Genomic DNA, 26,166 nt, shown 5'->3' with positions numbered 1-26,166 from the left:
GGAGCTATTTCATCTTATAGACCGGGTCGGCCGGATATCCGCCCCGGATTTTTTGCATTCCCCGCTGCACGGCATCCTTTGACTGCTTCCAGTCTGCATCCCGGTTTAAATAATCATATTTCTCTATGAACCAGTCAATGTCTCCAGACATCCGTTCCATATTTTCTTCCATCAGCTGAAAAAGGACAGAGTAAAATGCTTTCCGTTCCCCGTCACCTAGGTACTGATCGGCTCCGCTGCATAAATCCCCAAAGTGATGAAAGCAGAACCCCTTGCTATTTGTCAGCTTTTCCCGAAAGGCAGAATCATTCTTATAAAGATGGAAAAAGGTTGCCACATACCGTTCGTAGCGTTTGGAAAATCGGTCACAGATATAGCAGGTCTTTTCTTTTGATGTGACCCACTCACGTATGGAATTTTCATTCCCTGCCTTTTTCATCAACCGATCCTTTAAGGAGATTTTCTGTGGAGCAAAATGATTAAATTCCTCCTTCATCTCCTTTAACAGCTTTTTATAATAGGTCTTAAGAATCCAGCCGTTCCCAAGAGCATTCCCGTAATCAAACATCTTTTTTTGATGGGTACGGCAAAAGCCTTCCTGATCCGTGGCTGCTCTGGTATCACTTTCCATGTAGGATGCGCAGGAACCAAGAACAAAATCCATTAATTCCTGCTCTGCCTTTCTCTCTAAGAAGCAAAAAGGGCATTCTTCTCCCGCATCCATGGCATCATTTAACGGTATTTCATATAGTTTTTCCTTCATCGCTGCCTTTCCTTTCCTATCTCCTGTGACATATTCTCCTATGACATAAAACCCGGCTGTGCCAGGATTCTTCCTTCGCACAGCCGGGTAGTTGTTCATCGCCCAGACAGACCTTAGACCTTAAACCGATAGCCTACGCCCCAGATTGTCTCGATATACTGAGGTTTTGCCGTATTAAATTCGATTTTTTCTCTGATCTTTTTAATATGGACGGTTACCGTGGCAATATCTCCAATGGATTCCATATCCCATATTTTATTAAACAATTCCTCTTTTGTAAATACATGATTGGGATTTTGAGCCAGGAATGTGAGAAGATCGAATTCCTTAGTCGTAAAATTCTTTTCTTCCCCATTGATCCAGACTCTTCTAGCCGTCTTATCGACCTTAAGGCCACGGATCTCGATAATCTCATTATCCGGTGTTCCGCTTCCAATCAAGCGCTCGTAACGGGCTAAGTGGGCCTTTACGCGGGCAACCATCTCGCTGGGACTAAAGGGCTTTGTGATATAATCATCGGCTCCCAGTCCAAGACCACGGATCTTGTCAATATCTTCCTTCTTTGCAGATACCATAATGATGGGGGTATTTTTAACCTCTCTCACCTTTCTGCAGATTTCAAAGCCATCTACCCCAGGGAGCATCAGATCCAGTATTAGCAAGTCAAAATCCTCGTGAAGTGCCTGGGATAATCCTTCCGTGCCGTTATTTTCAATCTCTACCTCAAAGCCGCTTAGCTCCAGATAATCCTTCTCAAGCTCTGCAATGCTTATCTCGTCTTCCACAATCAGTATTCTGCTCATTCCTGTATGACCTCCTGGTATTTTCTTAACACAAAATGAATCTCAGTTCCGATTCCTTCCTTGCTGCTGGCCCAAATCCTGCCGCCATGATCCTCTATAATCTTTTTCACAATAGACAAACCAATTCCGCTTCCGCCCTGGGAGGAATTTCTGGAGGAATCCGTACGATAGAACCGGTCAAAAATGTTCGGCAGATCCTTTGCTGAAATTCCTTTGCCGTTATCTTCAATTCCCACCTGAATAAAATCGCCTACATCCTTAATCCGGATGTTAATGATTCCATTCCTCTTATCCATATATTTTACCGAATTGCTCACAATATTATTAATGACCCGGCGAAGCTGTTCCGCATCTGCTATTATTACCACATCTTCGTCCACATAATTAAAATAACCAAGCTCAATGTTTCTGGCTTCCATCTCAAGCCCAACTTCATCCACGCAGTCCCTGAAATAATTGGAAACGCTGATTTTCGTAAAGGTATAGGGGATTTTATTGGTATCAATTTTAGAATAAAAGGTAAGCTCATCAATCAGCTTATCCATATCATTAGCCTTATTGTAAATGGTACGGATATAACGGTCCAGCTTTTCAGGGGAGGATGCAACCCCATCCATGATTCCTTCCACATACCCCTTAATAGCAGTAATGGGAGTTTTTAAATCATGAGAAATGTTGCTGATCAGCTCCTTATTCTCCTTATCATACTGAACCTTTTCCTCGGCGGATTCCTTTAAACGGATTCTCATCTCCTCAAAGTCCTGGCAAAGCTGACCAATCTCGTCATCTTCTTCAATCTCCAGGGAGAAATCCAGGTTTCCATCCCGAATCTTTTTGGTAGCCACCTCTAAGCGTCCCAATGGACTTATGACAGAACGGTATACCCACATCATAAGAATGGCATCGGTAAATACAATAATCATAATACCGGCAAAAAGCATCTCCCACATCATGATCTTAATCTCAGGAAGAAGGCCGTCTATGTTTGATACAATGAATACGCTGCCCTGACCCCCATCTGGAAAAAGAAAATCAATCTGCTTCACCAGATGCTGGCTCTCCCCGTCCAGATACATGGCTCCGTCCAATGTGCTGTCAATCTCCTCATACTTGGGAAGCTGGCTGTATAAGCCCTGGGTAATATGGCTGTTGCCGTCAAATATCAAGTTATCGCCTTTACGGACGATGACATAGGCGTACTTTCTTGAAAGGCCTGAATTAAGCTTGTCCAAATACTCTTTGTTGCCAAGCTGTCCCGAGTCACTTTGTATTAACTGGCCGATCTCCTTCACCTCGGGGCTTGTCAGGCGGCTAAAAATCTGAATGGTATTGCCGGAAATAAGATCTACCTGATCCGTCAGATTATATGCTTTACGGAAAGCATTCCTCTGGTAACTGTTTAGACCAGTCACCACGCCAAAGATAAGGGTCAGGGGGATCACCGTGATAATTATAAATGCAACCACCAGTCTGGTTTTTAATTTTAATTTCACTTTTATCGCCTCTCCTATGCTTCCTATTAGAAATACATGACAAAATCATTATATAACGTAATGGTATTATAACACACATGGCCGTAAGAATTTATAAAACAATTCTAAAATTTAAAAAGCTGGGGCAACAGGCGGTTTTACCCTGCCTGATGCCCCAGCCGTTGCCAGCTTTTGGCTGTTTTCAAACTGTTTTTTTACTGTTTTTATAAATATTTCTTTAAAAGCTCCGTCTTATCAAGCTTCTCCCAAGGAAGATCAAGATCGTTTCTACCAAAGTGTCCGTAAGCAGCGGTCTGCTTGTAAATCGGGCGGCGAAGATCCAGCATCTTAATGATTCCAGCAGGACGAAGATCGAAGTTCTCACGAATGATATTAACCAGCTTTTCGTTGCTTAATTTTCCGGTTCCAAAGGTATCTACCATGATGGAAGTCGGATGAGCCACACCGATGGCGTAGGAAAGCTGAATTTCACACTTATCAGCAAGACCTGCTGCAACGATGTTCTTAGCCACGTAACGTGCTGCGTAGGCTGCGGAACGGTCTACCTTTGTGCAGTCCTTCCCAGAGAAAGCACCGCCGCCGTGACGAGCATAACCGCCATAGGTGTCTACGATGATTTTACGTCCGGTTAAACCGCTGTCGCCGTGAGGTCCGCCGATAACGAAACGTCCGGTTGGGTTAATAAAGAATTTTGTGTTATCGTCCACTAATTCTGCGGGAAGAATCTCATCAAAGACATACTTTTTAATATCTTTGTGAATCTGATCCTGGCTTACGTTCTCATCATGCTGTGTGGATAATACAACGGCGTCCAGACGGATTGGCTTTCCATCTTCACTATATTCCACGGTTACCTGTGTCTTTCCGTCAGGACGAAGATAGGTCAGAGTTCCGTCTTTTCTCACCTTGGTCAGCTGAAGAGCCAGCTTGTGAGCCAGTGCGATGGGATATGGCATATATTCTTCGGTTTCATTGCTGGCAAAACCGAACATCATACCCTGATCTCCTGCTCCGATGGCATCAATTTCTGCATCAGACATCTTATTTTCTTTTGCCTCAAGAGCGCGGTCAACGCCCATGGCAATATCTTTGGACTGTTCGTCAAGAGCTACCATAACACCGCAGGTCTCGTAGTCAAAGCCATATTTTGCGCGGTCATAGCCGATTTCCTTTACTGTTTCCCGTACGATTTTCTGGATATCCACATACGCATTTGTGGTAACCTCTCCCATGACCATAACAATACCAGTTGTGGTACAGGTCTCGCAGGCAACCCGGCTCATAGGGTCCTGTCTTAACAGCTCATCGAGAATGGCGTCAGAGATCTGATCGCACATCTTATCCGGATGTCCTTCGGTTACTGACTCGGATGTAAATAATAATTTTTCCATGTTGTAATTCCTCCTCTATTTTACATGGGGGAATAACAAAAAGAAAAGTCCGCAGCAAATGCGGACTTGATAAACTGTATCAAATCCTCTTATTGCTCGATTTCTCGCTCAGGTTGGCACCTTCCAGCAGTTTCACAATGGCTTTTGCCATTATGTTGCGGGGGTTGCCGTGACTTCACAGATCCTTTGTATCTCCATCACTCTGAATAAGGGATATTACGTACTTTTCAGTTGTTATTCAATTGTAAGGCGCTATATAATTGCACCTATATTTTAACTTATTCATAATCGGCTGTCAAGTGCATTTCTATCCTGCATATTACTTCTCTTCCCAGAGAATGTCAGGATAGAGTCCTGATTGTTTCAGCTGGCGTATGGCCTTAACAACGTTCTCTTTATCTTCCTTGTAGGTCACACCGTACCAGCGGTCTGAGCTTTTTAAGACAGAGACTTCTGCCTTCCCTTCTTTTAAAAGTTCATCTACCACAAAGGGGAGGAAATATTCACACTTCACCGGATTTTGAGTGAGCTCTCGGTCAAGAAAGCTGATAAAACGGGAAGATAGCTCCTTTAAGATGCTTTCTGTAAATCCCCACAAATTCATGGAGACAAGAGTTTCCTCGGAAAGCTCGGTCCAGGAATTGCCGTCATCTTCTGTATATTCTGCAATTTCTCCATGCTTTTCAATCCGGGTGCGCTCATGGATATTTAAGAGTTTACCGTCCTCATTTACCGTGCAGACACCTCTGGCCACATGACCATTTTCCGTCAGGGTGTTATAAAGCTCATAGCCTACCATGGCATACTGATATTTATTCTCATCGTCAGAAACTCTGGTCAATTGATTATAGATTGCCTGAAAGGCAGTTCTTCCGTAATAATCATCTGCATTAATGACTGCAAAGGGTCCGTCAATGACATCCTGACAGCAAAGAATGGCATGACCCGTACCCCAGGGCTTTACTCTGCCTTCGGGAATCCCATACCCCTCTGGCAGCTTATCAAGCTCCTGATAGACATACTTTACGTTAACATGGTCTTTCAACCTGTCTCCGATATTTTCCTTAAACTCTTTTTCTATGGCCTTTTTTATAATAAAAACAACCGTTTCAAATCCAGCCTGCACGGCATCGTAGATGGAAAAGTCAATGATCTTATTCCCTTGCTCATCGATTGGATCAATCTGCTTTAATCCTCCGTAACGACTGCCCATACCTGCTGCCATGATTACCAGAACCGGTTTTTTACTCATTTTTCTTACCTCCGCTTATCTGCCTTGTCTGGCACTAAATGGTCAGATAGACAATTCTTATTTCAAAATCTATTTTAACATAATACGTAATAAAGTGTCCATATGATCTAAGTAACTGTCAACATATAAAAATCAAAACCAAGCCCCTATGTTTTATTAAAATAGTAAATACAAAAAGACTCTGCTATAATGTAGTAAAGTCTTTGTATCTTCATTATATCCACAAGGAGTAAATCATGAACAAATTATATGTAAAAACATCTGTTATTTTTTTGCTTATTTCAACAATCTTTTTCCCATACTATTTTTCATACAATGATAAATATGAGAGAGCATTTGGTTTTCCTTATAGATATATATTTTTCAATGAAATGAAGGTTTCCTTTTTCCTTTCAATGAACATTGATTTATCACTCTTACTCATTGACTTTGTTATTATTTACGTTTTTATTTACTTTGGTGCAAAAATAATAAAGGCTATTAAAAAGTTAATTCAACATATTAAAAAAATGTAAAGGCAGGTTGGAATTCTAAAGAATTCCAACCTGCCAATTGATACTAAGTATAAAAGTTCAACTTAGCCTACCTTTAATTTAAACTTCTTCGCTTCCTTCTCGGAATCTACTTTTTCAATCATGGCTCCAAGTCCCTGAAGTTTCTCTTCAAAGCACTCATAGCCTCTCTGAATAAATCCGATTTCATCGACAACAGTATATCCGTCTGCCGCCAGTCCTGCGATAACAAGAGCGGCACCGGCACGAAGGTCGGGGGCATTGACAAATGCGCCACTAAAGCCACCCACTCCGTCGATAACTGCTACGTTACCTTCTACCTTAACACTGGCACCCATGCGGGACAGTTCATCTACGTAACGGAAACGGTTTTCAAAGATACTCTCTGTCACCACACTGGTTCCATTAGCAAGAGCCAGAGTGACTGCCATCTGAGGCTGCATATCCGTAGGGAACCCAGGATAAGGAAGAGTCTTAATGTCTGTATGCTTCTGATTGGTCTTACCAACCACGCGGACTGCATCGTCAAACTCAACCACTTCACAGCCCATCTCAAGGAGCTTTGCAGAAATGGCTTCCAGATGCTTTGGTATTACGTTTTTCACCATAACATCCCCTCTGGTAATCGCTGCTGCACACATAAAAGTGCCTGCCTCGATCTGGTCAGGGATAATGGAATATTCGGTTCCATGAAGCTTATTCACACCGCGGATGCGGATGGTATCAGTACCAGCGCCTTTGATGTTGGCTCCCATGCTGTTTAAGAAGTTAGCAACGTCAACGACGTGTGGCTCTTTCGCCACATTTTCTAAAATAGTCTGTCCTTCTGCAAGAGTTGCCGCCATCATTACATTAATGGTTGCACCAACGCTTACCACGTCTAAGTAGATATGGCTTGCCACAAGGTCAATGGCATGGGCAATTACGGCTCCACGCTCAATCTTTACTTCCGCTCCAAGGGCGCGGAATCCCTTTAAATGCTGATCAATCGGTCGGCTTCCAATGTTGCAGCCACCTGGAAGAGGAACCTGTGCGCTTTTATACTTGCCAAGCATAGCTCCAATAAAATAATAGGAGGCTCTGATCTTACGAATGTATTCATCATCGACGGATACTTCCCGAATGGTTCCGCCGTTGATACGAACGGTATGTCTGTCGATGCGTTCTACCTTTGCACCAATCTCTTCAATCGCTTCCAGTAATACATTTATATCCCGAACATCGGGTAAATTATCGATCAGAACATCATCGTCTGTCATAATAGCTGCTGCCAGAATTCCTAAAGCGGCATTCTTTGCTCCGCCGATGGTAACTTCGCCCACCAGTGGATTTCCGCCCTTCATAATATACTGCTCCATTTCACACCTCTGATTATCACGTTATCTATTAAAAATTTCTTACGTTTTCTTGATTAGCCTTTGATAATTATAACACATCCTGGGAATTTGTAAAGAGAACGCATTTTCTATTCTCGAAGCAGTCCGCAGACAAAGTCATTTCCCTTCTCTGTAAAGAAGGATGAGGCATCGTTGATCCCCATCTTCTGGCTGTCTCCAGTGGATGGATTATAAAGAGTTACGTTGTACTGGTCATAGCCCGATATGAGAAGATATCCTCCCTGACCGGTAAACGCTGCCACCGGGCACCCCTTACCTACAAAGTACAGTACCTGGTTTAAGGTGCAGCCTCTGGCGTCGATCATAAGAACGCCTTCCCGTTTGGTTCTCTCTCCGTTAAAATCTTCTAGATTCTGCAAAAATACAGCTCCATTTTTCATGGGGTCCTTCATGTTTCGAATGGGTGGCCGATTGACACGGTTCCATAAAATTTCCTGATTTTGATCGGTTACCACGCCCATTCTGTCAAAGGCCAGGGCTAAAGCATCCGTAAAATCTCTTCTGCTTCCAAGAAAATGGCTTCCGCTATAAGCATAGTAGCGGTTCTCTCTGGTCTTTTGATTGCCCTTTAATTCCACCACTTCTGTTGTTTCATAAGCCACTTTCTTTGGCACTGTGATTCTTACATCTTTGCTTTGGGTGTCCTTGGAAAGCTGGATAAAATAAATCTTTTTTCGGTCCTGAGTCGAAGCGGAGCCCACACCTTCTATTTCATCATTGGTGATTTCCTGATTGCAGACAATGGTATCCCGCTTGGACGCAGCATAAGACTGGTCTAAAGACTTAGCTACCTGAGTCAAATGAATTCGGCTTTCATCCACTGATACATCGGAAATATAAACATTTTCCTGCTCATACTCCTTTAAAATCTTTCCGGTCTGGTCCATAATCTCGATTCGGTGCATGGGGGCATCTAAAATTCTGCCGTTTTCCATCCATTTGTCGCCTTCATTTGCGATGCCGTAGATAAAATCATCTCCGACAAAACCTAAGGGACGGTATAAATCATGATCTCCCCCTGCAATCTCCCGTTTGATTCCAGTGTCAAGATTCATGAGGTGAATCACTCCTGCCCCGTAGATATCGCTTCCTTCCTGCCATGCAAAATGGCGTTCCGTTCCGCTGACTGCATAGCCCCCTTCCATGAGGGAATCTGCAAGGACCATATATTCGTTGCTGTTTAAGTCAATTCCGTATACGGACCGGTCAGCCATTAAATAAAGCATTCCATTGCTTCCTAAATGAGCCAGCTGGTCCATATCCTCTTTGAGCATCTCATAGGATAAGGTAATTGGAGTAAAGAAACGTTCTTCAATGGCATTGTTCTGACTGCTGTACTGATACATGGCGATTCCCATGCTTCCCTCGTGGATTCCACGGTTCATGTACCCGTATACCAGGAAATTCACATCTCCATTGTCACCCACGGAAAGAATCTTAATATCATGCTGGTCATACCCGCTTCGAATGCGGTCATCTGCTTTGCTTCGGAAGGAAAATACCTTAACTCCGTGCTCTCCCTTCTGGTCAAAGGTCCAAAGGTCCCGGTTCACCACATAGGCAATCTGGTTCCCTGACGGACTTTTTGCTGTCCGTACCTCTTCCGGGTCAATAATTCCAAGAAGAATCCGTTTTCCGGCAAAAAGCTCTCTCTGCCCGGAAAAGACCTGGCTGGTATCCCGGTTAAAATCCATGAGATAAATTCTGCGGCTGTCCCACTTCATGGTGAAGTTGTCCTCCACCTCATAAAGTTCTCTGGAATCACCCTCCCCTCTGGCTACCTGGTATTTTAGCTGGACGCTGCACATAATTCCGTTTAAATCCTTAAGGGTTGCCTGAATATCCCCCACAGGAGTAACAGAAAGCCCGCCCCAGGTCAGCTGGGAAAAGCTGGAACGTATGGAAACATGGCTAAGAGAACTGTTATCCTCTGTATCATTGCTTTCCAGATAGGTGGTAAGCTCTTTGGCCTGCTCATAATTAAAGGTCTTTGTGGTAAAATCAACTGCAAAATCAATCATATCCTTGGCATTGCTGTTGTCTGTCCACATAATCCTTGTGTAGTAAAGGAGATTTCCTTTGCTTGAGGTATCCAGGTCGAGGACGAGTAGGTATTCCTTGTCCTTTGTCAGCAGATTCTGGATTGGAAGGGAAACAGAAACACCATCGTCCGCCTGATTCCAGGTCTCAACGGTTGTCCGCTCTACCAGCCGTTCCATATCGAGACTGCGGACTTCATAGCTGATTCCATTGATGCTTCCGCTGTAATCTGAAATCTGAAGGTTTAAAGAACGGTCGGCAGGCAAAAGGGTAAGGGCTTCCCTGGAAACGGTCTGCTTCATGTCCTGAGTGTAGCCGTGAAGCAGATTCATCTTTCTGCCATACATATCGGTATAAACAACGGGGAGAGAGGCCTCATCCATGGAGGTGTAGACCATAACATCTTTTTTTTCCGTTGTTTTTTGGTTCCAAACAAAATAAACTGCGGTGGCTGCTACAAAAACCGCAGATAACACCGCAATTTTCTTAATCATTCGATTCATATGAAAACTTCCTTTGACTTTACTTTCTATCTTATTATTCTATACAATTATAACCAAAACTACAATGAAAACTTTCTTAAACATTCGTAAATCCAGAGACTTTTAGGACGATAAGAGAATGTTTAAGGAATGGCGGGGAATAAAGGAAAGGGCTGAACGGACTGATTATGATAGAAGTTGGGGGAAATAGTTAAAAAATACGTCTTGAACGGCTTCTAAATCAGGTGACCTCCTTTTGAGGTAAACTCCAATCTGAAACTCCGTCACAAGACGTATTTATGTGTTATCTGTATGATATGGCTGGATCAATTGCTATTACACACTGATTCTTAGTAAGCTTCTATCGTCTATCTGCATCCGCAGAACAGAATTGTGGATATTTACATGGAATCTTTTCCATCGACTTTATTTCATCAGATCCGGATGCATTTCTTTGGCAAGCTGCTCCACACCATCTAAAATCTGGTAGCTGTATCCCCAGAAGTGACTGAAGTCTATGATATAAATCTGGCGGTTTTTCACTGCTGAAAGTGATTGTAATGCAGGCATTTCATAAATGGAAGCAACGGATTCCTCCGCATCAGGGCCGCCGGCATAGCGGGAGATGAGAAGTATATCAGGATTGGTGGAAACAAGCTGCTCCAGGGTAATTTCACCGGACGCATCTTTAAACGCGTTATCCAGCTTTATGATATTGAGGGCATCGTTTTGATAGGTATCAGTGGTTCCAGCATAGGTAGCAATTGTGCCATCGCTGTAGGATATATAGCCGTATTTAAGGGGCTCCACCTCTTTCATCTTCGTTTCCAGCTGGCTTATTCTGGTATGAAGGCTGTCTGCAAAGGCGGCAGCTTTATCTTCTGCATGAAAGATCTTTCCTATCTCATCAATGTCTTTAAACAATGCGTCAATTTTAGCTCCCTTTTGACAGGTATTAAAAATATACGTATTGACACCTAATGAATTCAACTCATCAACCGTACCCACGCCCCATTCTGAATCTGCAAACAGGTCACCTCGTCCCATGACAAGATCTGGATTTGCACCAAGGGTTATCTCTTTTCCTACATATTTTTCATTGAGCACGGGAATTTTAGAAAATTCTTCCTTGATATCTTCTTCCGTAGACCCATAAAGAGCAGCTACACCCACCATGGAATCTGTAAGACCCAGGCGAATCAACAGTTCTGCTGTGGACTGATTGTTCGCCACCACACGGGTGGGGGCAGCCTTAAATACCTGGTCCTTTGGTGACCACACGCCATCACTTATTCTATAATTGGATATGGTTAAGGGATAGGCTGAGGAATCAGAGCTCTGTTCCTTTGCAGTTTCATTTTCTTTATTGGCAGAGGGGGCTTTGGAGGCGCATCCTGCCACTCCTGCGGTCATAAGTGCAAGCATCGAAATGCCCATAAGTTGTTTTTTCCAAGTGAAATTCAATGGTATCTCTCCTTTTAAGTGGATTATAGGTTAGTTATGTCTAACTTATCAAATATACAATGGAAAGAGACAATTTGTCAACCAGTTCTAAAAAGTTTTCTGTCATACCCCCCCGGTCCCAGAGTCGTCCTTTTTATTGACAGCCGTATTTGAGTATGTTATATTGAACTTTGGTTAGATTCAGCTAACCATTATAAAACAGAATGCACCAATTACTAAGGAGTTATAAGCATGAAGTCACAAAATAGTCTTACAGCAGGTTTACGTAATAAGGGAAGAGTTCAACAAAAGTCATTTGTCATGTTGATCATCTTCCTGATTGTTTTTATAGTATTTTCCATTGGCTGTTCGGTTTCCATCGGACAGGTTAACATCTCACTCGGTGATACCTTTCGTATTTTGCTTTATAAGAGCTCTGGTATGAGACTTGGCTCATTGGATGGACTTTCCCAGGCGTCCTTTGCCGATATTATCTGGCATATCCGTATGCCCCGGGCCTTGATGTCCATGCTTATCGGCGCCGGACTTTCCCTGTGCGGCGTGGTCATTCAGGCATCCGTACAAAACCCTCTGGCAGATCCTTATATCCTGGGCATTTCCTCTGGAGGCGCATTAGGCGCAACATTTGCCATTATGCTGGGCTTTAGTATTCCTGGAGTCCTGGGACAGATGGGAGTTGCCATTTGGGCCTTTTTAGGGGCATTTGGAGCTGCACTTTTGGTGCTTGCCATTGCAAATGTAAAGGGCAAGGTTACCTCAGTGAAGCTTGTACTTGCGGGCATGGTCATCAATGCACTCTGTAATTCCTTTTCTAACTTTATTGTTTATTTTGCCAATAACTCAGAAGGCATTAAAACAGTTACGTTCTGGACCATGGGAAGCATAGCATCTGCGACATGGGATAAGCTGCCTTTGGTGGCAGTCAGTATCTGCGTTTCCTCCTTATTCTTCTTAACCCAGTCCAGGATTCTTAATACCATGCTGCTGGGAAGTGAAGCGGCTGTTACCCTGGGAATCTCCCTAAATCGGTATCTTCGCATCTTCATGCTGGTTTCTGCATTCGTTACGGGAATTATCGTTGCCAGCTGCGGTACCATCGGTTTTGTAGGACTGATCATTCCCCATATTGTAAGAGGTGTCATGGGATCCGACCACAAAAGACTGGTTCCGGTATCTATTTTATTCGGTTCTCTCTTTTTAATCTGGGCCGACATTTTGGCACGTACCCTGATCCCTCAGAGTGAGCTGCCCATTGGAATTATTACATCCATGATCGGGGCTCCCATGTTTTTGTATATGCTGATGAAAAAGGGCTATGGCTTTGGAGGTAAATAAGATGGAACTTAGAGCAGAAAATATGATCGTTACATTGGCAAATACGGATATTGTAAACGATATTTCGATTAAAGTGAAAAACAAACAGTTTGTAGGTTTAATAGGACCCAATGGATGCGGGAAATCTACACTGCTTAAGAGCATTTATAAGGTCATTAAACCAAAAAAAGGAAACATTTACTTAGGCGATTTGGACGTACTGAATTCAGAACCTCTGTCAGTCTCCCGTATTATGGGTGTTGTTGGTCAGTTTAATGATTTAAGCTTTGATTTTACCGTAGAGGAAATGGTTTTAATGGGCCGGACTCCCCATAAAAAGTTTATGGAACGGGATACCGAGGAAGATTATAAGATCGTGAGGGAAGCCCTTAATAAAGTCAGTCTGACCGGATATGAGGACAGGAGCTATCTCACCTTATCCGGCGGTGAAAAGCAGCGTGTGATCCTGGCACGTGCCATTGCACAACAGCCTTCCTTTCTTGTAATGGATGAGCCCACCAATCATCTGGATATTAAATATCAGCTTCAGATCTTATCCATTGTAAAGCAAATGAATATCGGCACCCTTGCTGCCCTTCATGATCTGGAGCTCGCTGCGGAGTACTGTGATTATCTCTATGTCATGAAGCAAGGTAAGCTTATGGCCCAGGGCACGCCAAAGGAGCTTTTGACCAGCAAGCTGATTCGTGAGGTATATGATGTTTCCTGTGAAATCTATACGAACCCCGTGACCGGGGAGCTTGGCATTGCCTATATGCCATTTTCCTGAGAATTACGGTGCGTATATAGGGGCTATTTCTAGCATATAAAAAGGTGTGTTTCATCACTAACTTAAGTTAGAGGGAAACACACCTTTTTATATTATCTACAACGACCTGATGCGCATCTTCTGCGATGCATCTCATTGACCAGCAGGACGGAAACCACATCGGTTAACCACCGATTATTCTTCGGTCCTGGAGGTCCCCAGTTTGGTCCCCACGGTGGGCCCCAGGGTTGATTTGGTCCCCAGGGCTTACCACATGGCGGTCCCCATGGATTTCCACAGCCAGGGTTCTTTCCTGGTGGCGGGCCCCATGGACCCCAGGGGTTTTTCGGGCCAGGAGGCGGGCCCCATGGACCCCAGGGACGTTTTGGCCCCGGATTCGGTCCCCAGGGTGGCCCCCAAGGTGGATTCGGACCCCAGGAGGAGTTATTTTGCTTTGTGAGCCGTTCAAGTTCTTCTGCTTCCTCTCCCCATTCTTCAATTTCTACCGTAGATTGAAAGGAATCAGGGGCTTCACTGCCTGCTTCTGGCTCCTCCTCTGATAGAATGCCATCGTTAAGAATCTGGCTGCATATGGAATCACAAATCTGGTTAATTAATATACGGTCCGGATATTCGTCGTACATTGGACTGTTCTTATAATCCAGATGATCACATGCAGAAACCACGTACTCCTGCAGACGTTTCATGTATCCTGGGTACATTCCCTGCAAGTATTCCAAATCCTGTACAATGAAATCCTTGCTTTCTAAGGGACCCCCGTCAGGGATTATGTCGCCGGATATCATATCCTGCCCCATCTGTCCCATATCGTCACCATAAGTATAATCCGAGTTATTGGGCACGGTTGTTCTCACTCCCTGCTATAAACTTATACATCACATAGTATGCTTCCCGGGATGTGAAAGTGAGCTTTTTAACAAAAAAAAGATATATTCCTGATCTTTCCAATCATCAGAAATACATCTTTCTTCGTTCCTTGTTTACTTAAAACAATGGAGTCTTGTAAACTCCTTCCGAAATCAGGGCTTTAATCGATGACGCAACTGCTTCTTTGTCTTCCTTATAGGTAACACCGAACCATCGGTCCTTTGTTTCAAGAACACGTACCTTTGCTTCATGATTCTGGACAAGCTTGTCAATGATTTTAGGAAGCAGATATTCAGACTTTATATCTCCTTCTTTCACTTCATTTAAAAAGACTGGAAAACCTCTTTTAAGCTCCTCTAAAAACTCTGGTGAAAGTCCCCACATATTCATGGAAACATTCTGGGTCAGAGGAATAAGGACTGTTTCTCCTCCATCCCTTCTTCCTTTTGCTTCTTCCCCGCTTCTTTGAAGCTCATATGTTTCGGTCACTTCCTTTAAGATTCCGTTTTCGTCTACCTGACATATTCCACGGGTCACTCCACCATTTTCACTTAAGGTGTTGCCAAGGACAAATCCGGCCATACAGATATCATAAGGGGTGGCCTCTGTATCCATGTGGTTTACCAGATAATCATGAATCTTAACAAAACCTTCTTTTCCGTAGTAATCGTCTGCATTAATGACTGCAAATGGTTCATGAATCACCTCTTTGGCACATAAGATGGCCTGACCAGTCCCCCATGGCTTTGTCCGTTCTGCTGGCTTTGTAAATCCCTGGGGAAGATCATAAAGCTCCTGATACGCATAGAAAACAGGTGCTACCTTTTCGATCCTTTTACCGATAATCTCTTTAAAATCGTGTTCTATGTCCTTACGGATAATGAACACAATCTTATTAAACCCAGCTTCCAGTGCATCGTGAATGGAATAATCCATAATAATCTCACCATTTGGCCCTACAGGCTCCAGCTGCTTGATTCCACCCCCGAACCGGCTTCCAATACCAGCAGCCATAATAACTAATGACGTTGATTTCATGTATATCTTCTCCCTGTTCTGTTTTATCTGCCATATAGTATACCACAAATTACTGTATTCATCTATAACATACGGCTTTTTATCCAGATTCTGGGATTACTTTCTACTTATTCTTCTGAATCATTCGGTGAATCAGCGGCTGCATAAACGCCCCAGCCTTGACCCCAAACATACCAATTACAACCGCTATGGGTTGAAACAGGTCCGAATACTTCCTTACTACCACTAAAAGGACAGCAAACAGTATCATATAACGGGCCAGTGAGCTTGTGGCAGTGAACATGACGGTAAACTTTTTGCTCTGGGTCTTTAAACAAAGCTTAACCACTGCCGCCATGGAAAAAAACATAGCCAGGGATAAGACCATCCCTAACAAAAGTCCTGCAAATACAGACGGACGGGGATAAATAATCAGTGCTAAAAGCAAGGCTGCTCCTGTAAAAATCCCGATTCCTGCTGCAACCTCAAGAGTCAGCTTCTTGTCCTCTTTTATCATAAAATGCCTCCTGCTTTCCGATGCCATAAAACCGCAGTTTAAAGCATACGGTTTGAGTACATGCAACTGATATTATACCCAATGGGGTGAAATTTGTCCATGAAAAAGGATTTCCTTTCCTCCTTACTCTTCTGAAGGCGCCGACCTCGGCATAAACCAAACAAGCCCAAGGCAAATGCAAACAATTCCTGCTACAATTAAAATACTGGTCTCCATGGCTCCAATATCTCCAACGGTAGTCTGAAGATGAAAGAAAATCGTAGTTACTACGGCAGAACCCATTGCCGCTGCTAATTGCTGTACGGCACTTAGAGAACCACTTGCGCTGCCTGCTTCGTCATGCTCGATATCGCCGAGAGCCACTTCATAAATGCTGCTGAAGCAAGCGCCCATACCTGCACCGATCACTAAGATGGCAGGAGCTGTCAGTAAAGCCGTATCGGCCATTCCTTTGATTAAGACGGTAAGCCAGAGACCGAGAGCGCCTATCAGTGTGGCAGCAAGCCCCATGACAATAACGGTACGTCCAAGCCTTGTTAACAGTGGCCGGCAGACCATGGAGGAGATCACAATGCCGATTGCCATTGGGCATAGACCAAGCGCTGCCTCATAGGGAGTAAGATGAAGAACCAGCTGAAAGAACAAGGAAATAACATAAGCCAGGCCATTTACTGCTGCAAAAAAACCGAGACCCAATACTAATCCGGAGGTGAATCCTTTATTCTTAAAAAGCGAAGGTTTAATCAGGGGATTTTCAGCGTTACGCTGACGGAGTGAAAAGGCCACAAGCATCACGCCACCTGTTATGAGACTGGCAATTGGCAGAATGGTCCAGCCAGCCGTTGAGCCCTCATTTAAGCCAAAGATCAGACCGAACATTGATACTCCCAATAGAGCAGTACCGATGCCATCCAGCTTTTCATTGGAGTCAGGCTGGTCATGAGGCAATAACTTAACCGCAGCAACAAAGCCCACCAGACCAAGAACGATGTTGATGAGGAACACCGGGCGCCAGTCAAGCCCGCCGATGTTCGCCTGAATAATAAATCCTGCTAAAATAGGGCCAATCACAGAGGAGAGACTCATAACCGGTCCAAAAGCGCTGACCGCACGTGGAAACTGTTCCCGGGTAAATGAGGACATTAAGATGCTCATACCTTGGGGAATGAGCAGAGCACCAAAGCCCCCTTGTACCAGCCTCCCTGCAATCAGCATGGACGGATTGACAGATAAACCGCAAAACGCCGAAGCCAACGTAAATCCTGTTATGCCAATCAGAAACATTCGCCGTTTCCCATAACGGTCCCCCAGGCGTCCGCCAATGACCAGCAGCACGCCCATTGCTAAAGCATAACTTGCACCAAGCCATTTGATCAGAGACTCGCCTCCTCCAATGTTTTGAACAATGGAGGGTGCTGCGATATTGGTGATGTTTGAGTCCATGAGATCCAGAATATCTGCAATAATTACAACAGCCAATATGAGTCTCAGCCGTAGTGTGAGCCGAGATGGATCGGCTTGTTTTTTAATTGAATTTGTTTGATCCATACGATAATCCTCCTTTAATTAGAATTCTATTAAATAGAATTCTATCTAATTTGCCAAGCAATAGTATCAAGCTTTTATTGACAACCATTACTCTATTTTTAAATTATGAAAAGATATCCGGAGAAAGCGTAAATAGGCTGTTTTCTCTTCCTCTGACATTCCTTCTACAAGGAGCTGTTCTAATTCTTTAAAAGAGCTTTCAACCTCTTCGATCAGCGCTCTTCCTTTTTCAGTGATATCTACCTGTTTTGTCCGACCATCTTCGTTTCCTGTGCTGCGTGAAATAAATCCTTTCCGCTCTAACCCCTGCAACAGGCTGGTAATAGACGGCCCTCTTAATTTCATGGAACGTTCCAAGTCCTTTTGAACAATTTCTTCCTCTCTTCTAAGCCGTTGATCTAAGTCACCCAGCAAGCGTGCCTGCTGATTGGTGATGTCATAAGGTAGAAGCTTATTGTCCAGCATTTGCTTCATGGCATGTACGATTGATCTTAAATAAAATTCATAACTGTTGTTATTCATGTGTGTATCCATATATATCACCAGCCTCTTCGCTCACATTTTTTTAATGAAACCCGTAATTAATTAGAATTCTATCTAATTATATCTACTGTCCCATCAATTGTCAACAAAAGGTCTGAGATCGAGTTCCTCTGACGACCTCGACCTCTCATAATGGAATACACGAACAGTAATGAACTTATAATCCATTCCGCCAATCATTTCCATGACCACCGCACCGTTTTCCAAAATGACCACCTCGGGAATGCAGGTCATGGCGTGAACGCTCATCATGGCCCATACCCATATGTCCATGACCAAAGGGCATATCCTGACTTGAAAATCCGGCCTCGTCCTTTGACATTGATTCTTCCATAGAAGAGATCAGTTTACCCAACAGCCCTGAAAGCTGTTCCTTCTCATCTTCTGACAACCCGGCGCACCACGATTTGGCTGACTGCTGCCTCTTATTTATAAACTGGCCTTCCATCTCCCGTCCCTTCTCTGTGAGATAAACATTGATGACCCGTTTATCTTTCTCATTTTGCCGGCGTTCCACAAAGCCGTTTTCAACAAGCTTCATCACAAGTTCTCCAAGGGAAGAAGGACGGATATCAAGCTTCTCAGCAATCTCTGACTGAGTCATGCCATCATGTTCCGCAAGCATACGAAGGACAAGTCCTTGTCCGCGTCCCATACCACTTCCCATGATTCCTGAATTCATAGTATGGTGTTCCCGGTGAATCAGTCTGTGAACCAGATTGGTACAATTTCGAATTTGTTGCAATAGCTTTTCAGATGTATTTGTCTCCATAATTTGTTCTCCTTTCATTACTAAGGTACCTTATAATTTATATACTAAATCAGCTTTTGTATATTGTCAAGGAAAATATTAAGGTACCTTATGATATTTCTTAAATCAAGATGCCTGTGGAATCATATGATTTCTCCAATATACCAGAAAAGAGGTCTGGCTCCCTCCGATATACGGAGAAAGCCAGACCTCTTAGGAAGCTGTAATTAAATCTCTTTTGTTGCTGGAAGAATTGTTTCCACTTCTGCGTGTGGACGAGGAATTACGTGTACGGAAACCAGCTCGCCTACACGCTGAGCTGCTGCTGCACCTGCATCTGTAGCTGCCTTAACAGCACCTACATCGCCTCTTACCATAACAGTAACAAGGCCGCCACCTACGAATTCCTTACCGATTAAAGTAACGTTTGCTGCTTTAACCATAGCGTCTGCTGCTTCGATAGATCCAATTAAACCTTTAGTCTCAATCATTCCTAATGCATCGTATTTCATATTATTAATCCTCCTGATTATATATATAAATTTTTATTGGTTCACTTATTTAACAATGGTGACAGTTGCGGAGCCGCCAAGGCCCATAGCGTTGGCTTCCTCAGTGTCTAAATGGCATTCAAGGCTTGAAGTATCGGTTACGCGGATGGCAACATGATCAAAGATGCCTCCACGGATTCCTTCTGTCTTAATGCTTACTTCCTGTCCGTCGTGTACGCCGAATTTCAGCGCATCGGATGGGCTCATATGAATATGTCTCTGGGCAACGATAACGCCTTCTTTTGTTTCAACAGAACCTTTCGGTCCCACCAGTGTGATTCCTGGTGTTCCGGATAATTCACCGGACATCTTTGGCTGAGCCTTTTTACCAAGCTTAAAGCTGTCGGCTGCCAGAATCTCCACCTGAGTCTGCTTTCTGACCGGTCCTAAGATACGAACCTTCTCAATGGCACCCTTAGGGCCGCAGATGGTCAGTGTTTCCTTGCAGGCAAACTGTCCTGGCTGGGATAACTCTTTCATGTTGGTAAGCTCATATCCCTTACCAAAAAGAGCCTCTAAATCTTCCTGGGACAGATGTACGTGACGATTGGAAACACCTACTGGTATTTTGAAGTCATCTTTTCCGGAATCTGATTTTACTGCTTCCATTAAAAGCTGAATGACTGCTTCGTATTTATCCATGATACTTTCCTTTCCCAGTTGTGTTTACTGACCCTTCATCGCTAACACGATCTCTTTTACAAGAGCTGCTAACTTTTCATTGTCATCACAACCACTCTGACAGGATGCTGCCTGAGCTGTTTCCTTTTTCTCAAAAGAAGATACAAAATCAGATGGACTGCAAGCTGTCTTTGTGCTTCCATTCTTCCATGTGAAAGTAGGATCATTTTCTACGATGGTTGCACAGTCCTTTAATCCGTAAGCTACTGTTTTGATGTTGATTAAGTGCTTTGGACTAACGTTCTCAGAAACAGAGCTTCCGCCGCAGGTACCGCATCCTAAAGTAAAGGAAATTGGAAGACCTGTGCTGATTCCAGTTCCGCCCTGGCTTCCGCCAGTGTTTACAAGGATTCTGGAAGCTGGCTTAGCTGCAAACTTGATTACCTTGTCACGGTCCTGAGTATGAATGCTCATGGTATGTCCGATACCGTTCTGTAACAGACGGATGCTCAGTCCACAAGCTTCTTCCCAATCCTTAACGGTATAGAAAGCAAGTACGGTTGTCAGTTTCTCGTAAGATAACGGATAACCTTCTCCTACGCCTTCCTGCTTACCGATTAAAACTTTGGTTCCTTCTGGAATCTGGATTCCAGCTGCTGCAGCGATAACCTGAGGAGAACGTCCTACAAATTTTGCATTCATGTTATGTCCGTTCTTAAATAACAGATTGCAAACCTTGTCTGTCTCTTCTTTTGTCATAAAGTATCCGCCCTGAGCCTTTAACTCTGAAACCACTTCTGCGTGGTTGCTTTCCTCGCAGATGATAGACTGCTCAGAAGCACAGATGGTACCGTAGTCAAATGTCTTGCTGGCGATGATTGTTTTAACAGCTTCTTTTACATTTGCAGTCTTCTCGATGTAAGCTGGAGAGTTTCCTGCGCCTACGCCGATGGCTGGCTTTCCTGCACTGTAAGCTGCCTTAACCATTCCAGGACCGCCAGTTGCGATGATGATAGCAACTTCTTTGCACTTCATCAGTTCATTGGTGGAGCCCATAGATGGCATGGTCACACAGCCGATGATTCCTTCTGGAGCGCCAGCTGCGATTGCTGCATCACGCATCACTTCAGCTGCTTTTAAGGTACATTTTGCTGCTGATGGATGTGGGGAAAATACAATTGCATTTCCTGACTTGATTGCTGTCATGGATTTAAAGAATACAGTTGAGGTTGGGTTTGTAGAAGGTACAATACCCATAATAAGACCTACCGGCTCAGCTACCTCAATGGTTCCTGTTGCATGATCTTCGGAAAGAATTCCTGTTGTCTTCATATCCTTGATCTGCTCGTAAAGAAGAGTGGAAGCTGCATGGTTCTTATATGCCTTATCTGCTGCCTTACCAAATCCAGTTTCTTCTGCTGCCATTTCGCCGAGACAGAGCGCATGCTCCTCTCCTGCTTTTGCCATACTTCTTAAGATTGCATCAATCTGTGCATCTGTATATTTTGCAATTGCTTTTGCTGCTGCTTCTCCGCTTCTTGCTAAATCCCTTGCTTCTTGGATGGAACGTAAATCATAATCAAAATTTTCCATGTTCCGGTTCTCCTTTTCTAAAAATCTTAATCATTTTGTCCATAATACTTCCCGAATTCTTCCAGCAGCAGGGTTTTATTTGCCTTTGAAATCTCTCGTCCAGCTATGCTGAATTCCGGATATTCACGGGCAAGCGTCCTAAGCTCTGTTACCTTCATATCTTCAAGTATCTTCATGGTCTCTAAAAAACCATCCTGCTTCATCCATGTATCAACGGTTTCTCTCTTGATCGTATCTACCGTATCGGTCTCACAGGAAGATTCTTCTTCTGTCACTGCTACTAATGGCTCTGCCTGGATTTCTGGCTCCTGCGCCGGTGCCGGCACTGGTTCATCATCAGGCTCGTCCGGAGTTCCTCCGCCAATGACCGCCACAAGCTCTTCATGGGGTCTTGGAATCACATGGCGTGTGATCAGGGACGCTGCATCGATACGTTCTACCGCTGCCGCTCCTGCGTCTACCGCTGCTTTTACTGCTGCCACATCACCAGTTACTGTTACAGAGATAAGACCTCCGCCGACTGTAGTTCTTTCCAATAGAGACACATCTGCTGCCTTTAACATGGCATCGGCGGCCTCAATGGCAGTCAGCAGACCTTTTGTTTCTATAAAGCCAAGTGCCTGCATCATTTACCTCCTTAAACCAGATCTGCCCAGTTGGCCGGATAGGTTGCGTAGAATACTCTCGCCTTATCCGGGGAACCCCAGATCACTTTAGATCCTGACGGTACGAAAAGCACGTCTCCAGCTTTGGCTGTGTAAGTCTTTCCGTCGATCGTCACAGTAAGTGTTCCTTCAATGACATAATCGATTTCTTCGTATGTCAGCTCCCATTCAAATTCTGAATGGTCGATGACAAGAAATCCTGCACTGATTTTGGATTCTTCCTTGCTTACTAACTCCTGGTAGTAAGCTTTTACGTTAGGATCCCCTGTGTCAAATACATCCATTTTAACGGAGCTTCCACGAACTACTTTAAGACCGTTTCCATGGCTTTCTGACTCATATGGCTTTAAAATGTCATTTAACATTCCTCGTTCCATCAGTGTCTTCAGTACCATATAAATTTTCTCGCTGTCAATGTCCATACCTGCAAGTGATGGCTGAACCTGTGGCTTTTCTTCTGCTTTGTCACAGAAGGTGATTCCATAAGCATCTGCTGCATCCTTTGCAGATGGAGTGATGATGCTTCCGCATTCCATGTGAAATACTTTTTTGCCTTCTGCATGGAGCATCTCTACATCTTTTGCACAAATCAACTGCTTCATATGATCACTTCCCTTCTATATAAATTGGCAATCCTCATCTATGATTCCAATTACTACAGCATCGATGGGAATCTCATCATTTCCCAGCATGCGTCTGGCAGAAGAGCCGGTAGATACGATGACACGGTCTCCGATACCTGCACTGATGATATCTGCTACGATCAGCCGCTCGCCTTCCCTGGTACCTCCGATGATCTCAGCAAGCATGAATTTATAACCGTTTAAGGAGTCGGCTTTTCTGGTTGCCCAAATGTTGTCGATCAGTCTTGCTGCTACCATTCCATGGTCCCTCTCTTCTCTCTTTGTTTGATTTCTTCCATCGCTGCCTCTACCGATGCCGTATCCCCAAAAATCGCCAGCATAATCATGTTCTGTGGGCAGCTTCCCCTGATATCTTCCACCGTTACGCCGACAGCCTTTTCCGCCACATCGGCAGCACAGACCATCTCAATGATACGCCCCTGAATCAGCCCAACAGCGTCCACCGGCCCGATGGGGGTTGAAGAGCCGGAGCCTTTTCTTCGGTTTAAAATATCAATGGTTCCTTTTGACGGTGATTTAATGATCCGGTATTCCATACGTCCACTTCCTTTTTATGCCATTTCCTCCTGTGTACAGGAGAATGCGATTCCAAGAGGAGTTACAAACATTGGGTTCTCAGGCTTTCTTGTCCTGATTCCCGTCTGTTTTTCTATGATTCCTTCGATTCCAGTCAGACAGCAGGTTCCACCTACCAGGTAGATCTCATCTACGTCATGACCTTCGATGTGCTGCTTAATGATGGAGGCCACTTTTTCAACCACCGGCTTTAATACCGGAAGCAGCTCCTTGTGGTGTTTCTCCTCGCGCTTATAAACGTCCGCTTCCTGAAAGCTCATATTATAGGCTCCGGATATCACCAGGGAGAAATGGGTTCCGCCAGTAGGTTCATCAGCTACATATACCACTTTACCATCCTTTAAGATGGAGATACCTGTGGTACCGCCGCCGATATCCACCACGGCTCCGTTTTCAATCTTTAATACTGCATTTGCCGCCGTAGGCTCATCAAGAAGGGCAGTGATTTCAAATCCCGCACCCTGTACCACATTCTTAATGGCTCCCCCGTCCAGAGAGTCCGTTCCCGGAGGGATTGCTGCAGCCGCATAAAGCAGCTCGGTGTCCAGCTTCTCCTCAAGTTCTGCCTTAAGCTCTCTGACCAGGCGGATGGCACCGATATAATCGACTACCATACCGTCACGGACCACATCTGCATACCGGTACGCACCGGCAACTGGCTTAAAGTTTTCATCAAGCACAGCCAGTACGACACACGCTGTTCCTAAATCCACTCCCGTATAGTAAACAGAGGAGCTTCCCTTAACGGGATGCTTTACCACTGCTTCAAACTGGCTGACCAGTTCATTGCAGCTATCAAATGTTATTGCTTTCTTTGACATGCTTTTCCTCCATATTCTAAACAGATGAGCTGTGATAAGCGGTTAATGACCGGGTTAAACCGATTGTCTCCCGCTTCTGCTGATAATTCTCTTACACAGCAGCGCAGACGGTGAAGCATAACAATCTCTTTTCCCTTTTCAGACTGGGCATGAAAGCCTGTAATATCAAAACAGTCTGAAAAGGATTCGTTTATATTATCTTTATGAAAGCCTGTGCAGACCTTTATGGTATTGTCTTCTCCGGCGCTTTCTTTCCCCACGTCCGATAGCTTCCGTTCCAGATCAAATACCTGTTGTGCCAGAAGTACATCCCGTTCCATAAGCACAAGTCCGACTTCCAAAAACTGGGCCTGAAGAGTTTTTGTCTTAAGCTCAAGCATTCCGCTTGGTGCACTTGGCATGTTAGCTTCCTGCACTTTTACCTCTTCCTTTTTCTCTTCCAGCTTAAATGGTTTTCTTTTTACCGACATAGGATCGTCACTAAAGGAGATTTTCTTATCTACCAGAAATTGTCTGGCTCCTGGTGTAAGTCTTGTCCCCCCTTGAAGATCATAAGAGGTAAAGGGTTCTCTGCGAAACAAAATTCTTAAATCATCTTCTGTTATGAATTTCATTAAAATCCCCCCTTACACAATTTGCGATAGATATTTGCGATATCTTCTGCTGTCGGAACTCTTGGGTTCGTTAATGTGCAGTTATCATGAAGCGCCTTTTCTGCCATTTCCTCTACAGCCTGTAAAAACTCGTCACGATTAATGTTTAATTCCGTGATCTGCTGCGGAATCTTAATTTTATTCATAAGATTCTTTATATGACGCACCAGGCCGTGTACCGTGGCTTTATCTGTTCCGGCTGCGATACCAAGCATGTTGGCAATCGCCATATAGCGCTTGCACGCTTCGTATTCTCCTGCGTCTTCAAGACCAGCATTAAAGCTGATGATATGAGGAAGTAAAATTGCATTGCTTCTTCCGTGAGGAATATGGAATTTAGCTCCAAGGGCATGTGCCATACTATGGCAAAGTCCAAGGCCTGCTCCGTTAAAGGCAACACCTGCCAGACAGGATGCGTTGTGCATATGAGTTCTGGCTTCTAAGTCGCTTCCTTCTTCTACGGTACGTGCAAGATAGCCCCAAACCAGCTTCACTGCTTTTTCCGCAAATGCATCTGTAAAATCACCTGCGCTGGTAGAAGCATAAGCTTCCAGTGCATGAGTCAGTACATCCATTCCGGTATCTGCCGTAATATGAGGCGGAACCGATACGGTAAAGCGCGGATCTAAAAATGCTGCATCCGGCACCATACTGTCAGAACGAAGCGGGTATTTTGCCTGTGCCTCTGGATCTGAGATGACTGAGAAGTTAGTCACTTCACTTCCGGTACCGCTGGTTGTTGGAACCGCTACCAGATAAAGCTTTGCATTGCCCATCTGTGTATAGATGTGGCTGGCTGCCTTGGCTGTATCAATGGCAGATCCACCGCCGAGAGCGATGATGGCATCAGGTCCGAAGCTTTGCATGTTTCCAATTGCCCTTGATACCACTTCAATGGTAGGATCCGGCACTACCTCAGAAAACACTTCAAAGCTGCTTCCTTTTTCCGTTAATAAGTCTGTAATCATGCTTACCTTTCCTGACTGGGCCATAAAGGGGTCACAGATGATATAAGCCTTATTCACCGGCAGTTCCTTTATCTGATCAAGACAGGAGGATCCCATATAAACCTTTGTGTTCATTACAAATTGCTCCACG

27 protein-coding genes and 1 riboswitch are annotated in these 26,166 nt (G+C 44.2%); of the genes, 3 read left to right on the top strand and 24 right to left on the bottom strand.

Translation table 11 applies throughout. The annotated features are described in order from the left end of the window. Positions 1-4 precede the first annotated feature (4 nt). The 5 genes from OW255_RS01875 to OW255_RS01855 form a co-directional block, all read right to left on the bottom strand. The gene (locus OW255_RS01875) at positions 5-763 is read right to left on the bottom strand and encodes a DUF6062 family protein (protein WP_024837594.1); all 759 of its coding nucleotides are present in this window, start codon (positions 761-763) and stop codon (positions 5-7) included. Positions 764-876: 113 nt separating this feature from the next. Beyond that, a complete protein-coding gene (locus OW255_RS01870) occupies positions 877-1,566 on the bottom strand; it encodes a response regulator transcription factor (protein WP_024837595.1) in 690 nt (229 codons plus the stop codon). Further along, positions 1,563-3,059 carry a sensor histidine kinase gene (locus tag OW255_RS01865; RefSeq protein ID WP_024837596.1) on the bottom strand — a complete coding sequence of 499 codons (1,497 nt, stop codon included), beginning with the start codon at positions 3,057-3,059 and terminating at the stop codon, positions 1,563-1,565. Before OW255_RS01865 ends, OW255_RS01870 begins: the two co-directional genes overlap by 4 nt. Positions 3,060-3,262: 203 nt before the next feature. Further along, the gene (gene metK / locus OW255_RS01860; protein ID WP_268115439.1) at positions 3,263-4,450 is read right to left on the bottom strand and encodes a methionine adenosyltransferase; all 1,188 of its coding nucleotides are present in this window, start codon (positions 4,448-4,450) and stop codon (positions 3,263-3,265) included. Positions 4,451-4,536: 86 nt separating this feature from the next. Next, positions 4,537-4,663: riboswitch (SAM riboswitch) on the bottom strand. A 106-nt stretch (positions 4,664-4,769) separates the two neighbouring features. Continuing rightward, positions 4,770-5,702: a nucleotidyltransferase family protein gene (locus tag OW255_RS01855; RefSeq protein ID WP_268115438.1), complete on the bottom strand. Its 933-nt coding sequence runs from the start codon at positions 5,700-5,702 to the stop codon at positions 4,770-4,772. Positions 5,703-5,938: 236 nt separating this feature from the next. Here OW255_RS01855 and OW255_RS01850 point away from each other — a divergent pair, with 236 nt between their 5' ends. After that, on the top strand, positions 5,939-6,217 hold the full coding sequence (locus OW255_RS01850; protein ID WP_268115437.1) for a hypothetical protein: 279 nt from the start codon (positions 5,939-5,941) through the stop codon (positions 6,215-6,217). Between the two features lie 62 nt (positions 6,218-6,279). On the opposite strand, the gene OW255_RS01845 is transcribed toward OW255_RS01850, so the two are convergent. From OW255_RS01845 to OW255_RS01835, 3 genes are all read right to left on the bottom strand, one after another. After that, complete coding sequence (locus OW255_RS01845) at positions 6,280-7,572, bottom strand: UDP-N-acetylglucosamine 1-carboxyvinyltransferase (protein WP_268115436.1); 1,293 nt, start codon at positions 7,570-7,572, stop codon at positions 6,280-6,282. A gap of 107 nt (positions 7,573-7,679) precedes the next feature. After that, positions 7,680-10,154, bottom strand: coding sequence for a hypothetical protein (locus OW255_RS01840; RefSeq protein WP_268115435.1), 2,475 nt, complete (start codon positions 10,152-10,154; stop codon positions 7,680-7,682). Between the two features lie 405 nt (positions 10,155-10,559). Beyond that, positions 10,560-11,570, bottom strand: a complete 1,011-nt coding sequence (locus tag OW255_RS01835; RefSeq protein ID WP_268115434.1) for an ABC transporter substrate-binding protein — start codon at positions 11,568-11,570, stop codon at positions 10,560-10,562. A gap of 258 nt (positions 11,571-11,828) precedes the next feature. Here OW255_RS01835 and OW255_RS01830 point away from each other — a divergent pair, with 258 nt between their 5' ends. Together OW255_RS01830 and OW255_RS01825 are read left to right on the top strand one after the other, a co-directional pair. Beyond that, a complete protein-coding gene (locus tag OW255_RS01830; protein ID WP_331485741.1) occupies positions 11,829-12,932 on the top strand; it encodes a FecCD family ABC transporter permease in 1,104 nt (367 codons plus the stop codon). A gap of 1 nt (position 12,933) precedes the next feature. Next, positions 12,934-13,701 (top strand): ABC transporter ATP-binding protein, encoded by a 768-nt coding sequence (locus tag OW255_RS01825; RefSeq protein ID WP_268115433.1) that lies wholly within the window; start codon positions 12,934-12,936, stop codon positions 13,699-13,701. 92 nt (positions 13,702-13,793) lie between these two features. Here OW255_RS01825 and OW255_RS01820 read toward each other — a convergent pair whose 3' ends face one another. The 16 genes from OW255_RS01820 to OW255_RS01745 form a co-directional block, all read right to left on the bottom strand. Then, positions 13,794-14,543 carry a hypothetical protein gene (locus OW255_RS01820; RefSeq protein ID WP_268115432.1) on the bottom strand — a complete coding sequence of 250 codons (750 nt, stop codon included), beginning with the start codon at positions 14,541-14,543 and terminating at the stop codon, positions 13,794-13,796. 142 nt (positions 14,544-14,685) lie between these two features. Continuing rightward, positions 14,686-15,606: a sugar phosphate nucleotidyltransferase gene (locus OW255_RS01815; protein ID WP_268115431.1), complete on the bottom strand. Its 921-nt coding sequence runs from the start codon at positions 15,604-15,606 to the stop codon at positions 14,686-14,688. A gap of 103 nt (positions 15,607-15,709) precedes the next feature. Next, positions 15,710-16,102, bottom strand: a complete 393-nt coding sequence (locus OW255_RS01810) for an ATP synthase subunit I (protein WP_268115430.1) — start codon at positions 16,100-16,102, stop codon at positions 15,710-15,712. A 123-nt stretch (positions 16,103-16,225) separates the two neighbouring features. Then, positions 16,226-17,650, bottom strand: a complete 1,425-nt coding sequence (locus OW255_RS01805) for an MFS transporter (RefSeq protein ID WP_268115429.1) — start codon at positions 17,648-17,650, stop codon at positions 16,226-16,228. 87 nt (positions 17,651-17,737) lie between these two features. Next, a complete protein-coding gene (locus OW255_RS01800; RefSeq protein WP_268115428.1) occupies positions 17,738-18,184 on the bottom strand; it encodes a MarR family winged helix-turn-helix transcriptional regulator in 447 nt (148 codons plus the stop codon). A gap of 166 nt (positions 18,185-18,350) precedes the next feature. Further along, the gene (locus OW255_RS01795; RefSeq protein ID WP_268115427.1) at positions 18,351-18,965 is read right to left on the bottom strand and encodes a MarR family winged helix-turn-helix transcriptional regulator; all 615 of its coding nucleotides are present in this window, start codon (positions 18,963-18,965) and stop codon (positions 18,351-18,353) included. A gap of 206 nt (positions 18,966-19,171) precedes the next feature. Continuing rightward, the gene (eutM, locus tag OW255_RS01790) at positions 19,172-19,456 is read right to left on the bottom strand and encodes an ethanolamine utilization microcompartment protein EutM (RefSeq protein WP_268115426.1); all 285 of its coding nucleotides are present in this window, start codon (positions 19,454-19,456) and stop codon (positions 19,172-19,174) included. Positions 19,457-19,501: 45 nt separating this feature from the next. Next, entirely contained in the window at positions 19,502-20,137 is a 636-nt protein-coding gene (locus OW255_RS01785) for a phosphate propanoyltransferase (protein WP_024837610.1), read from the bottom strand. Between the two features lie 24 nt (positions 20,138-20,161). Continuing rightward, positions 20,162-21,709 (bottom strand): acetaldehyde dehydrogenase (acetylating), encoded by a 1,548-nt coding sequence (locus tag OW255_RS01780; RefSeq protein ID WP_024837611.1) that lies wholly within the window; start codon positions 21,707-21,709, stop codon positions 20,162-20,164. Between the two features lie 26 nt (positions 21,710-21,735). Then, the gene (locus OW255_RS01775) at positions 21,736-22,338 is read right to left on the bottom strand and encodes a BMC domain-containing protein (RefSeq protein ID WP_331485738.1); all 603 of its coding nucleotides are present in this window, start codon (positions 22,336-22,338) and stop codon (positions 21,736-21,738) included. Positions 22,339-22,346: 8 nt separating this feature from the next. Further along, positions 22,347-22,976, bottom strand: a complete 630-nt coding sequence (locus tag OW255_RS01770; RefSeq protein WP_024837613.1) for a cupin domain-containing protein — start codon at positions 22,974-22,976, stop codon at positions 22,347-22,349. 15 nt (positions 22,977-22,991) lie between these two features. Further along, the gene (locus OW255_RS01765) at positions 22,992-23,255 is read right to left on the bottom strand and encodes a EutN/CcmL family microcompartment protein (RefSeq protein ID WP_024837614.1); all 264 of its coding nucleotides are present in this window, start codon (positions 23,253-23,255) and stop codon (positions 22,992-22,994) included. Continuing rightward, positions 23,249-23,554 (bottom strand): BMC domain-containing protein, encoded by a 306-nt coding sequence (locus OW255_RS01760; RefSeq protein WP_024837615.1) that lies wholly within the window; start codon positions 23,552-23,554, stop codon positions 23,249-23,251. Before OW255_RS01760 ends, OW255_RS01765 begins: the two co-directional genes overlap by 7 nt. 15 nt (positions 23,555-23,569) lie before the next feature. After that, positions 23,570-24,415 (bottom strand): ethanolamine utilization protein EutJ, encoded by an 846-nt coding sequence (eutJ, locus tag OW255_RS01755; RefSeq protein ID WP_024837616.1) that lies wholly within the window; start codon positions 24,413-24,415, stop codon positions 23,570-23,572. Continuing rightward, positions 24,397-25,029: a hypothetical protein gene (locus tag OW255_RS01750; RefSeq protein WP_024837617.1), complete on the bottom strand. Its 633-nt coding sequence runs from the start codon at positions 25,027-25,029 to the stop codon at positions 24,397-24,399. Before OW255_RS01750 ends, eutJ begins: the two co-directional genes overlap by 19 nt. Continuing rightward, on the bottom strand, positions 25,029-26,165 hold the full coding sequence (locus OW255_RS01745; protein WP_268115425.1) for a 1-propanol dehydrogenase PduQ: 1,137 nt from the start codon (positions 26,163-26,165) through the stop codon (positions 25,029-25,031). Before OW255_RS01745 ends, OW255_RS01750 begins: the two co-directional genes overlap by 1 nt. Position 26,166: the final 1 nt, after the last annotated feature.

The organism is Lacrimispora xylanolytica (genome assembly GCF_026723765.1).
GTDB classification, from domain to species: domain Bacteria; phylum Bacillota; class Clostridia; order Lachnospirales; family Lachnospiraceae; genus Lacrimispora; species Lacrimispora xylanolytica.
The sequence above is the reverse complement of the archived record's forward strand: the minus strand, read 5'-3'. Positions and strand labels throughout refer to the sequence as shown.